Origin of the sequence: Cereibacter changlensis JA139 (assembly GCF_003034985.1) — a bacterium.
GTDB lineage: Bacteria > Pseudomonadota > Alphaproteobacteria > Rhodobacterales > Rhodobacteraceae > Cereibacter > Cereibacter changlensis.
The window spans coordinates 1-10,193 of the sequence record NZ_PZKG01000132.1 but is presented as its reverse complement, the minus strand read 5'-3'; the positions used below and the strand labels follow the sequence as shown (position 1 = coordinate 10,193).

General features: G+C 64.3%; 6 protein-coding genes and 3 pseudogenes. 4 read left to right on the top strand and 5 right to left on the bottom strand.

What is annotated here, in order from left to right; translation table 11 throughout:
• Nucleotides 1-244: pseudogene (locus C5F48_RS19125) on the top strand (transposase); the annotation flags it as partial.
• 433 nt (nt 245-677) lie between these two features.
• Here the strand turns inward: C5F48_RS19125 and C5F48_RS19120 are convergent.
• The 4 genes from C5F48_RS19120 to C5F48_RS19105 form a co-directional block, all read right to left on the bottom strand.
• On the bottom strand, nt 678-1,001 hold the full coding sequence (locus C5F48_RS19120; protein ID WP_170139765.1) for a nuclear transport factor 2 family protein: 324 nt from the start codon (nt 999-1,001) through the stop codon (nt 678-680).
• A 70-nt stretch (nt 1,002-1,071) separates the two neighbouring features.
• A complete protein-coding gene (locus tag C5F48_RS19115) occupies nt 1,072-4,296 on the bottom strand; it encodes an efflux RND transporter permease subunit (protein WP_107665415.1) in 3,225 nt (1,074 codons plus the stop codon).
• A gap of 118 nt (nt 4,297-4,414) precedes the next feature.
• Complete coding sequence (locus C5F48_RS19110) at nt 4,415-5,605, bottom strand: efflux RND transporter periplasmic adaptor subunit (RefSeq protein ID WP_107665414.1); 1,191 nt, start codon at nt 5,603-5,605, stop codon at nt 4,415-4,417.
• Between the two features lie 55 nt (nt 5,606-5,660).
• Nucleotides 5,661-6,458 carry an alpha/beta hydrolase fold domain-containing protein gene (locus tag C5F48_RS19105; RefSeq protein WP_107665413.1) on the bottom strand — a complete coding sequence of 266 codons (798 nt, stop codon included), beginning with the start codon at nt 6,456-6,458 and terminating at the stop codon, nt 5,661-5,663.
• A 169-nt stretch (nt 6,459-6,627) separates the two neighbouring features.
• Here C5F48_RS19105 and C5F48_RS19100 point away from each other — a divergent pair, with 169 nt between their 5' ends.
• A complete protein-coding gene (locus C5F48_RS19100; protein WP_245941536.1) occupies nt 6,628-7,584 on the top strand; it encodes a LysR family transcriptional regulator in 957 nt (318 codons plus the stop codon).
• Nucleotides 7,585-7,853: 269 nt separating this feature from the next.
• Here C5F48_RS19100 and C5F48_RS26170 read toward each other — a convergent pair.
• Nucleotides 7,854-8,193, bottom strand: a pseudogene (locus C5F48_RS26170) (SDR family NAD(P)-dependent oxidoreductase).
• Nucleotides 8,194-8,267: 74 nt separating this feature from the next.
• Between C5F48_RS26170 and istA the strand changes: the two are divergent.
• Together istA and C5F48_RS19085 are read left to right on the top strand one after the other, a co-directional pair.
• Nucleotides 8,268-9,804 (top strand): annotated as a pseudogene (gene istA, locus C5F48_RS19090) (IS21 family transposase).
• Nucleotides 9,794-10,193: ATP-binding protein (locus C5F48_RS19085; RefSeq protein ID WP_181247731.1), on the top strand; the 400-nt coding region annotated here is incomplete at its 3' end. The pseudogene istA and the gene C5F48_RS19085, both read left to right, overlap by 11 nt.

Sequence of the window (10,193 nt, the reverse complement as noted above, 5' to 3'; positions counted from 1 at the left end):
AGTGAGCAAGGATACGTTCCTGCGGAGCCTTGGGCATGGCGACGGCCGCGGTGTGGCTGAAGCGAGGATCATCGGCATCGACGACTGGGCATGGCGGAAGGGCCAGCGCTACGGCACGCTGATCTGCGATCTGGAACGGCGCTGCGTGATCGATCTGCTGCCGGATCGCGAGCCTGCCACTGTCGAAGCCTGGCTCCGCGCCCATCCACAGGCCGAGGTGGTCGCCCGCGACCGCAACGGCGGCTAGGCGTTGGCTGCGGGAAGCGGCAGGCGGGGATCTTGGTTTCGGGCGAAGTGCGTTCCGGTATTGCATGTCAATCATCGCGCGGTTTGCATCGCGACGCCGCGCGAGCTCTGTGGTCCATACCATCTCGGAAGACAGGCCAATCAATCATGCGCGGCTGGTGACAACATTGCTTTCGACAGATTGCCCTTCACGGAGCGCCAAACGCTTGCAGGAAAGCCATGCCCCTGTCTACGCAAAGGACATGGCGCTCATGCATGGCGGCACCCTGTCGGCGAGTCCGTCGCCAACCCGCGTGGTTGCGCCTGCGGGTCTTCACAGGTCACACGCTCTCTGCCGCCGCGCGATCCGGAGGTTCCGCATTGCCGGGCCGAGGCGGCACTGCGGGTGATCAGCGGCTAGGTCAGCCCCGGTCTCCAAACGTCGACCGGCCTCAGGCATCGATTTCCAGTTCAGCGATCCGGTTTCCGGACAGGCGGAAGCTGAACCGACGTGTCGCCGAACTGCCGGAGAATTTTCCACTGACCCGGGTATGGACGGTGACTCGGTCTCCCTGACGATCAACCGACATCGGTCTTACTTCGCAATGCCGGCTTGCCTTGGTCGACAGCCACCAGTCACGGATTGCCTCGGGCCCGACGTGGATCCCGCTTTCGTCGTAGACCCTCGACCGATCGCTGAAGGCCGAGGCCAGCAGTTCAGGCGAGTCGAGCTTCTCCGCTTGGAAAAAAGCTTGAACCGGGGTGGGAAGATACATGCATTGCTCCCGCGTTTGAGTGAGGGTGGCGCCGCCGGGACTGCCCGCCGGCGCCCGATGGAAAGGGCTCCTAGATGACCTGCCCCCTCGGGGCTTCATCTCCTGCAGCCTCTGCGCCTAGCGCTAGCCTGTCTGCCGAGGCCTCGTCCTTGTGCTGGACCAGCGCCCGGTTGCCTGCCACTCGGCGCATGACGACGTAGAACACCGGCGTCATGAAGATGCCGAACACGGTGACGCCGATCATGCCGGAGAACACCGCGATTCCCATGGCCGAGCGCATCTCGGCCCCAGCGCCGGTCGAGATAACCAAGGGAACGACGCCCATGATGAAGGCCATCGAGGTCATCAGGATCGGTCGCAGACGTTGACGGCTTGCCTCTACGGCGGCCTGCACCGGGGTTCGGCCTTCGAATTCCAGCTCCCGGGCGAACTCGACGATCAGGATCGCGTTCTTGGCGGAGAGCCCAACCAGCACCATCAGGCCGATCTGGGTGAAGATGTTGTTGTCGCCCCCGGTCAGCCAGACGCCGGTCAGCGCCGCCAGCACGCCCATCGGCACGATCAGGATGATGGCGATCGGCAAGGTGAGGCTTTCGTATTGGGCGGCCAGCACCAGATAGACCAGCAGCAAGGCTAGGGCGAAGATGACCAGGCTGGAGCCGCCGGCGAGGATCTGCTGATAGGTCAGGTCGGTCCATTCGAAGCCGATGCCCGGCGGCAGGGTTTCCCCGGCGATGCGTTCGATAGCGGCTTCGGCCTGACCGGAGGAAAATCCGGGGGCCGGCCCGCCGTTGATGTCCGCGGCGAGAAACCCGTTGTAGCGCGTCGTCCGTTCCGGACCCGTGGTGCTTTCGACCTTCAGGAGCGCCGCCAGTGGGATCATCTCGCCCGCTTGCGACCGCACCTGCAACCTGCCGATATCCTCGGGCATGGCGCGGAACGCCGCGTCGGCCTGGACGCGGACGCTGTAGGTTCGACCGAAGGCGTTGAAGTCGTTCACGTAGAGGGACCCGAGGTAGATCTGCAACGTCTCGAAGACATCGGTGACCGCAACCCCGAGCTGCTGGGCCTTCGGCCGGTCGATGTCCGCGTAGAGCTGCGGGACGTTGATCTGGAAGCTGGAGAACAGGCCCGCAAGCTCAGGCGCTTGTCTGGCCTTGGCCAGAAACTCCTTGGCGGCGGCATCAAGCGCCGCGTAGCCGAGGCCGGCTCGGTCTTCGATCTGCATTTTGAAGCCGCCGGTGGAGCCGAGGCCGTTGACCGGCGGCGGCGGGAACATGGCGATGAAGGCGTCCTGGATGCCGGCATACTTCTGGTTCAGTTGCGCGGCGATCGCATTGCCCGACAGCTCCGGCGAGGTGCGCTCTTCGAAGTCGTCGAGGACGGCGAAGACGATCCCCGAGTTCGAGCCGATGGTGAAGCCATTGATCGACAGGCCGGGGAAAGCGATGGCATGGGCGACGCCGGGTTGCTCCAGCGCGATGGCGCTCATCCGCTCGATCACGTCCTCGGTGCGGTCGAGCGTTGCGCCGTCGGGCAACTGGGCAAAACCGATGAGATACTGCTTGTCCTGCGCCGGGACAAAGCCGCCAGGCACGGCGTGGAAGACGGAATAGGCGCCGCCGACTAGGGCCAGGTAAACCACCATGACCATGGTCTTGCGCGACATGAGACCGCCGACGCCTTTGCCGTAGCTCTCAGAGGCCGAACCGAACAGCCGGTTGAAACCCCGGAAGAACCAGCCGAAGGCGAAGTCCATGCCCCGTGTCAGCCGGTCCTTCGGCGCGTGTGGATCCTTCAGCAGCAGCGCGGCCAGGGCGGGCGACAGCGTGAGCGAGTTGATGGCCGAGATCACCGTCGAGATGGCGATGGTCAGCGCGAACTGTCGGTAAAACTGGCCGGAGAGCCCGCTGATGAAGGCCAGCGGCACGAAGACCGCGACCAGCACCAGCGCGATGGCGATGATCGGCCCGGAAACTTCCCGCATCGCGCGGTAGGTCGCCTCCCGCGGGCTCAACCCGGTCTCGATGTTGCGCTCGACATTCTCGACCACGACGAGGGCGTCGTCCACCACGATGCCGATGGCCAGCACCAGCCCGAACAGCGTCAGAGCATTGATTGAGAAGCCGAAGGCATACATCACGGCGAAGGTGCCGATGATCGAAACCGGGACTGCAATCAGCGGGATGATCGAGGCGCGCCAGGACTGCAGGAAGACGATGACGACCAGCACGACCAGGGCCACCGCCTCGAACAAGGTATGGATGACCTTCTCGATCGACGAGCGCACGAAGTTGGTGGTGTCATAGACGATCTCGTATCGGACCCCTTCCGGCATCGCGAGCTGCAGCTCGTCCATCGTGGCGTAGATCTGGTCGGCAATCTCGATCGCATTGGATCCGGGCGCCTGCAGGACGGCGATGGCGACAGCCGGCTGGCCATCAAGCAGGGATCGCAGTGTATAGTCCGCCGCGCCCAGTTCCACCCGGGCCACATCCCGCAACCGGGTGATCTCGCCACTCGCGCCGGTCTTGACGATGATCTCGCCAAACTCCTCGGGCGTGCCGAGACGGCCCTGCGCATTCACGTTCAGTTGCAGCTCGGTGGTGGAAGGCGAAGGCGAGGCGCCAATGATGCCCGCCGCCGCCTGCACATTCTGCTGGCGGATCGCGTCGGTGATGTCGCTCGCGGCCAGCCCGTGCTGGGCCGCCTTCTCGGGGTCGAGCCAGACCCGCATGGCGTAGTCACCCGCGCCGAAGGCCTGCACCTGCCCGACGCCCTCGATCCGCGTCAGGCGGTCCTTGACGTTCAGGGTCGCATAGTTCCGCAGATAGGTGATGTCATAGCGGTCGGTGTCGGAGACCAGGTTGACCAGCATGATGAAGTCCGGAGAACTCTTGATCGTGGTGATCCCGAGCGCGCGCACTTCGGCGGGCAGACGCGGCTCTGCCTGCGCGACCCGGTTCTGCACAAGTTGCTGCGCCTTGTCGGGATCGGTGCCCAGCTTGAAGGTCGCCGTGAGCGTCAGCACGCCGTCGGAGGTGGCCTGGCTGTTCATGTAGAGCATGTCCTCGACGCCGTTGATCTGCTCTTCGAGCGGCGTGGCGACGGTTTCGGAGATCACGACCGGGTTGGCGCCCGGATAGACCGCGCGCACGACGATTGAGGGCGGGACGATCTCTGGATACTCCGAGATCGGCAGGGCCCTCATGCCGATGAGGCCCGCGACGACGATGAGGACCGACAGCACGCCGGCGAACACCGGGCGGTCGATGAAAAATCTCGAGATACTCATTTCCAAAACCCTCTCGGGGACAAAATCTGCATGAGCTGACCTGTCCCCGGATGTCTCCGCAGGCGGCCAGAAGCCAGTTGGACGGTTGCGAAGCGCTGTCGGCCCCGCGCGATTGTCGCTATTTCAGAGCGGCGACGACATCATCGGCCTGCGGCGCGACGAGCGCGCCCGGGGCAATGCGTTGCAGACCGTTGACGACCACCTGGTCGCCGGCGGCAAGTCCGCTCTCGATGATGCGCGCCCCCTCCACGCTGCCGCCAAGCTGGACGGGCCGGTAGGCCACGATGTTGTCCGGACCGACGACATAGACGAACTTTTTGTCCTGATCCGTGCTGATCGCCCGCTCACTGACGAGGATGCGCTCCTCCGCCTTCAACTCGCCCATGCGGATCCGCACGAACTGGCCGGGGATCAGCTTGCCGCCCGGATTGTCGAAGACCGCGCGGAGCCCGATGGTGCCGCTCGCCATGTCGACGTGGTTGCCGACGAACTGCAGCGTCCCCTTCACTGGCGCCGCGCCCTCTGTCGACGATGCCAGTTCGACGGGGATCTGGCTCATCAGCGCCTCTGCATCCTCAGCCGCCGGCAGCGCTGCGAGTATCTGCGCGGCAACCTCCTCCGCCACGTCGAAAGCCGCATAGATCGGGTCGGCCGAGACGAGCGTGGTCAGGGCGGGCGAGGCTGGGCCCGCGGCGACCAGATTGCCGACAGTGATTTCCACCCTGCCGATGCGCCCGGTCACCGGCGCGTGCAGCCTCGTATAGTCCAGCTCCAGTTGAGCGGAATGCAGGATGGCCTGCGCGGTGGCCTGGGCCGCCTGCGCCTCGGCCACCGCATTCTCGCGCTGATCGAGAACGCTTTCCGAGATCGTCCGGTTCTGAGACAGCCGCTGACCGCGGCGCAGCTCGGTTTCGGCAAGGTTCAGCCGGGCCACGGTCGAATCCAGCTGGCCCTGGGCCTGGGCGACAGCCGCCTGATACGGCGCAGGATCGATGGTGAAGAGCAGGTCGCCCTTGGTCACCAGCGATCCCTCGCGGAAGTGCACCGCCTGGACGGCGCCGGCGACGCGCGAGCGCAGATCGACGCGTTCGACCGCCTCCAGCCGCCCGGAAAACTCCTGCCATTCGCTTACGTCCCGCGCCTTCATCACGCTGACGGTGACCGGCACAGCAGGCGGCGCCATCGTGTCGGCCGATGCCACCGCTTTCGAACCCAATGGCAAATCTATGAAGACGACTGCGGTCGAAACCGAAGCAGCCATTCCCAGGCCGGCGCCCACGAGGGCCCAGCGTTTGATCGTCGATGTCATTGTTTTTCTCCTTGGCGTTCGGATGCCGGATAGGGTCAGCGCGCCTCAGCCCGTTTCACGATGGGCCGAGATCGCGGAGGAAACTCGAAAAGTGCCGCGCCACGGCGTCATGCCAGGTCGGTGTATTGGCGACGGCGCCGCCATAGAGGGAAGGCCACCCCGTCTCGGCCGGCAGCGTGTGCTGCTGAACGTTGACCCCGGCATCTGACAGATGCCGGGCATAACCCCTTGTCTCGTCGCGCAACGGATCGTCCTCGGACGTCAGAACCAGGGCCGGCGCCACGCCGCTCAGGCGCGAACAGGTGGAGGGCGCCGCATAGGGGTGGCAGATCCCGCCGCTCAGATAATGCGCCCAACCGGCCTCCCAAGTGCGCCGCATGCCGACGTCGTCGGAGCTGCGGAACGAAGCCGAGCCCATGAACGGGTCCAGCAGAGGCGAGGCCAGCACCTGACCGTCCAGTTCGCTGGCAAAATGGTCCCGCGCCTTCAGCGCAACCGCCGCCGCGATATTCGCCCCGGATTCCGCGCCACCAACGATCAGCAGTGATTTCCGGTCGCCAAAGCCCGCCCGCTTCTTCGCCAGAGCGGAAAAGACCGCAAAGCCGACTTCCAGCGGCTTCGGAAAGACGCCGCCGAGCAGAGCGTTGTAATCGGGCGCCACGACCGTGGCGCCGGCGTCCGCCAGACAGCGCGCCAGCGGACAGTCCTGAAGACCGGAGCGGAGGAAGGCGCCGCCGTGGAAATAGAGAAGGACCGATGAGCACGTCACCGCGTCAGCACGCTGATAGATCTGCGCGGAGACGTCGCCGACGGCCACCTTCTCCAATATCATGTGTTTCACATTGACGGTCATGGCTTGGGTCATCCCGGTCTGAGCTGAGGACAGAACGCCCCGATCACTCTCACTGCTTGGCAATCTAGCCTTGTTCGCTGTCCTGAATAAGGTAGTATTTTTTGGTTACACTATTCTTCTTCTCGAACAATGCCGGAGGCGCCAGATCAGGATGGATCAGCTATCGGCCATGCGCGCCTTCCTCCGTGTCGTCGAGACCGGCAGCTTCACCAGAGCCTCCGCAGGGCTTGGTCTGCCGAAGGCGACGATGACCAACCTCATCCAGAACCTCGAGGCGCATCTGAAGACGAAACTGCTCAACCGCACGACGCGGCGGGTGATGGTGACGACCGACGGCGCGCTTTACTATGAACGGGCGCTGCGCATCGTCGCCGAGGTCGACGAGCTCGACGCCAGCCTGTCCCAGTCCCAGCTGACCCCCGGCGGACGACTGCGTGTGGAGATGGCGGGCATCTTCGCCGACTGCATCATCATTCCCGCATTGATCGACTTCAGCCGGGCCTATCCCGACATCCAGATCGACCTCGGGGTCGGCGACCGGACGGTCGACTACCTCGCCGAGAATGTCGACATCGCCCTGAGGGGAGGCCAGCCTGCGGATCAGTCGCTCATCGCGCGGCGCGTGGGTCAGCTGGACCTGATTTTCTGCGCCGCTCCCTGCTACGTGGAACAGCTGGGCGAGCCGCGACATCCGGCAGAGTTCGAGCGGGACCATCACTGCGTCAGCTACTTTATGCCGCCGAACAACCGGATCATGCCGTTTGCCTTCGAGAAGGCAGAGGAACTGGTCGAGATCGTTCCGCGCTATATTCTCTCGGTCAATGACGCGCGCAGCTACATGGCTGCGGTTCTGTCCGGTCTCGGTGCTGGCCATTTGCCGCGCTTCCTGGTGGCTGAGGATCTGGCCAGCGGGAGACTCATCGAACTGCTGCCGGACTGGAGCCTGCAGGCGATCCCTCTCTACATAGTTTATCCGCCGAACCGTCATCTGAGCAACAAGGTCAGGGTATTTGTGGATTGGCTGGTGCAGCTGATCAGCGAGATGGGCCTCGATACGCAGCAACCAGCGGCGCGGGGGAGCCCTGAAGGGGTGAGCCCCTTGCAGAGGGCGCGCACCGAAACTTGACACCCAGATTGCCAAGCCGGATGAGACCGCCCGCCCGAACCGGTTGGCCCCTGCGCTGGCGGCGCAGCTGATGGCGGCGATCCTGTCGTCCAATCGCATAGACATGGCGCCTCTCTCTTTTTCCTTGGCGCGGTCTCCCGATCCGTTGCCAGCAGCAACACCACCCGCTTTCTGGCTGTGCAGGGCGAGCCAAACGATGCCGATGCTGGATGAGGGTTGAGCCGCCAAGGCGGGCGCGGCACCCGGCCCGAGACCGGGCGCCGACAGCGTCAGTATCCGACGCCGCGCACGCCGCCCGCGGCCCGGAGGGCTTCCCCGGTCACCCAATGCGCGTCCTCGGACGCGAGGAAGACCGCGACCGGCGCGATGTCTTCAGGCTCGCCGAGCCGGCCGAGCGGCGTGCCGGCGAGCAGCTTCACGCCCAGATCGCCCGCGAAGTGCCATCGGTCGCGGGCGTGTGGTGTGGCCCGGCAGGATAGAATTCACCCGGATGCCGCGCGGCCCAAGTTCGCGAGCGAGAGCGAAGGTCATCGTGTCCACGGCGCCTTTGGTCGCGACATAGACGCTGGAGTGTTGATTTCCACCCAGAACTGAGCCGGGTAGGCGCATAATTTCCACTGAGAATTGAGCCATGTGAACCTTCCCCCGAAGCGGCGAGCGGCGGGGGCAACGGAGTGATCCACATGGGACTTTTGAACATCATTCGTCGGATGCACCTGCGACAGAAGCTGTCGATCCGCGAGATGGCCAAGCGCACGGGTTTGTCGCGCAATACTGTGACCAAGCATCTTGCGGCAGAGACGGTGGAGCCGAAGTTCGCGACGCCGGAGCGTCCGAGCAGGCTTGATCCCTTTGCCGAGAAGCTGGCGGGTTGGCTGAAGACCAATGCCGGGAAGTCGCGTAAAGAGGGGCAGACACTGAAGAAGATGCACGCCGATCTGGTGACGCTCGGCTTCACCGGCTCCTACAACCGGGTTGCGGCCTTCGCGCGGGAATGGCGGGCTGATCGGCAGCGCGAGCAGCAGACGACTGGACGCGGGACATTTGTTCCGTTGGCTTTCCGCCCCGGCGAGGCGTTTCAGTTCGACTGGAGCGAGGATTTCGCGGTTGTCGGCGGTGAGCGCAGGAAGCTTCAGGTCGCCCATATCAAGTTGTCGCACGGCCGGGCCTTTCTCTTGCGGGCCTACCCCTTGCAAACCCATGAGATGCTGTTCGATGCGCACTGGCACGCGTTCAGGATCTTGGGCGGCGTGCCGGAACGCGGAATCTATGACAACATGAAGACGGCGGTGGATCGTGTTGGCCGAGGCAAGGCCCGCGAGATCAACATCCGCTTTCTCGCTATGGCGAACCACTATGTCTTCGAGCCAGAGTTCTGCAACCCGGCGGCAGGGTGGGAGAAGGGGCAGGTCGAGAAGAACGTCCGCGACTCCCGCCACCAGATGCTGCAAGCCATGCCAGACTTTCCTGATCTTGCCGCGCTGAACGCTTGGCTGGAGGAGCGCTGCATCGCCCTGTGGCACGAGACCGCCCATGGCACATTGCCCGGCACGATCGCGGATGTCTGGATTGACGAGAAAGCCGCATTAATGCCGCTGCCGTCCGCCTTCGATGGCTTCGTCGAGATCGACAAGCGGGTCTCGCCCACTTGCCTGATCAGCTTCGAGCGCAATCGCTACAGTGTTCCGGCGTCCTTCGCGAACCGGCCTGTCAGCCTGCGGGTATATCCTGACAGGTTGGTCGTTGCGGCGGAGGTCAACATCCTGTGTGAACATAGCCGGGTGATCGAGCGCAGCCATAAGTTTCCCCCGAAGACGATCTACGATTGGCGGCACTATTCTGGCGGTCGTGCAAAGGAAGCCCGGAGCTCTTCGCAATGGCGCGCCATTCCTGGAATTACCGTCTGCCTTCCGGCAGTTGCAGGATCAAATGCTACGCAAACAAGGCGGTGACCGCGAGATGGTGGATATCCTTGCGCTCGTCTTGCAGCACGACGAACAGGCCGTGCTGACCGCCGTGGAATTGGCGCTGATCGAGGGCGTGCCCACCAAGACCCATGTGCTGAACCTCCTGCACCGCCTTGTCGACGGCAAGGTGATCGGTGGTCCGCCGTTGGACACCCCGCAAGCGCTGATCCTGCGGCGCGAACCCAAGGCAAATGTCGAGCGCTATGACGCCCTGCGTAGCCAGAGCGCTATGGGAGGCCGTCATGCGTCATGACCCTGCCGCCGGCGCCATCGTCATCATGCTCCGCAGCCTGAAGATGTATGGCATGGCCCAAGCCGTCGAGGATCTCATCGAACAGGGGGCCCCCGCTTTCGAAGCCGCCACCCCCATCCTGTCACAGGTGCTGAAGGCCGAATTGGCCGAACGCGAGGTGCGTTCCATCGCCTATCACATGAAGGCTGCACGCTTCCCGGCCTACAAAGATCTTGCAGGCTTCGACTTCGCGGCCAGCGAGATCAACGAGGCCACCGTCCGGACGCTGCACCGCTGCGAGTTCTTGGACGGCGCTCAGAATGTCGTCCTGATCGGGGGCCCGGGCACCGGCAAGACACACGTCGCGACAGCCCTCGGTATCCAGGCCATAGAACATCACCGCCGCAAGG

What these genes read in the sequence shown, in the direction of transcription:
- C5F48_RS19120 (WP_170139765.1), bottom strand. Translation starts at nt 1,001, where the DNA reads ATGTATCTTCCCACCCCGGTTCAAGCTTTTTTCCAAGCGGAGAAGCTC.
- C5F48_RS19115 (WP_107665415.1), bottom strand. Translation starts at nt 4,296, where the DNA reads ATGAGTATCTCGAGATTTTTCATCGACCGCCCGGTGTTCGCCGGCGTG.
- C5F48_RS19110 (WP_107665414.1), bottom strand. Translation starts at nt 5,605, where the DNA reads ATGACATCGACGATCAAACGCTGGGCCCTCGTGGGCGCCGGCCTGGGA.
- C5F48_RS19105 (WP_107665413.1), bottom strand. Translation starts at nt 6,458, where the DNA reads ATGACCGTCAATGTGAAACACATGATATTGGAGAAGGTGGCCGTCGGC.
- C5F48_RS19100 (WP_245941536.1), top strand. Translation starts at nt 6,628, where the DNA reads ATGCGCGCCTTCCTCCGTGTCGTCGAGACCGGCAGCTTCACCAGAGCC.